Here is a 720-nt window from a genome sequence, read left to right as displayed (position 1 = left end):
GGCTGATCGACGATCTGACCGGCAACTGGGGCATCCAGGAGTCGGACATCCTCATCGACACCCTGACGTTCACCATCTGCACGGGTCAGGAGGAGTCCCGCAAGGACGGCATCGCCACCATCGAGGCGATCAGGGAGCTCAAGCGCCGTCACCCGGATGTCCAGACGACGCTCGGCCTGTCGAACATCTCCTTCGGTCTCAACCCGGCCGCCCGCATCCTGCTCAACTCCGTGTTCCTGGACGAGTGCGTGAAGGCCGGTCTGGACTCGGCGATCGTGCACGCGAGCAAGATCCTGCCGATCGCCCGCTTCGACGAGGAGCAGGTCACCACCGCCCTCGACCTGATCTACGACCGGCGCGCGGAGGGCTACGACCCGCTGCAGAAGCTGATGGCGCTGTTCGAGGGCGCCACCGCCAAGTCGTTGAAGGCGGGCAAGGCCGAGGAACTGGCCGCGCTGCCGCTGGACGACCGCCTGCAGCGGCGCATCATCGACGGCGAGAAGAACGGCCTTGAGGCCGACCTCGACGAGGCCCTCCAGGACCGCCCCGCGCTGGACATCGTGAACGACACGCTCCTTGAGGGCATGAAGGTCGTCGGTGAGCTGTTCGGCTCGGGTCAGATGCAGTTGCCGTTCGTGCTGCAGTCGGCGGAGGTCATGAAGACGGCGGTGGCCTATCTGGAGCCGCACATGGAGAAGTCCGACTCCGAGGGCAAGGGCA

1 protein-coding gene is annotated in these 720 nt (G+C 66.0%); it reads left to right on the top strand.

The window, feature by feature from the left end; translation table 11 throughout:
• Positions 1–720, top strand: a 720-nt coding sequence (locus ACFQVC_RS42465; RefSeq protein ID WP_381842160.1) for a B12-binding domain-containing protein, incomplete at both ends; no start/stop codon positions are given.

The organism is Streptomyces monticola (genome assembly GCF_042665355.1).
GTDB lineage: Bacteria > Actinomycetota > Actinomycetes > Streptomycetales > Streptomycetaceae > Streptomyces > Streptomyces monticola.
This window is presented reverse-complemented; position numbering and strand designations above follow the sequence as displayed.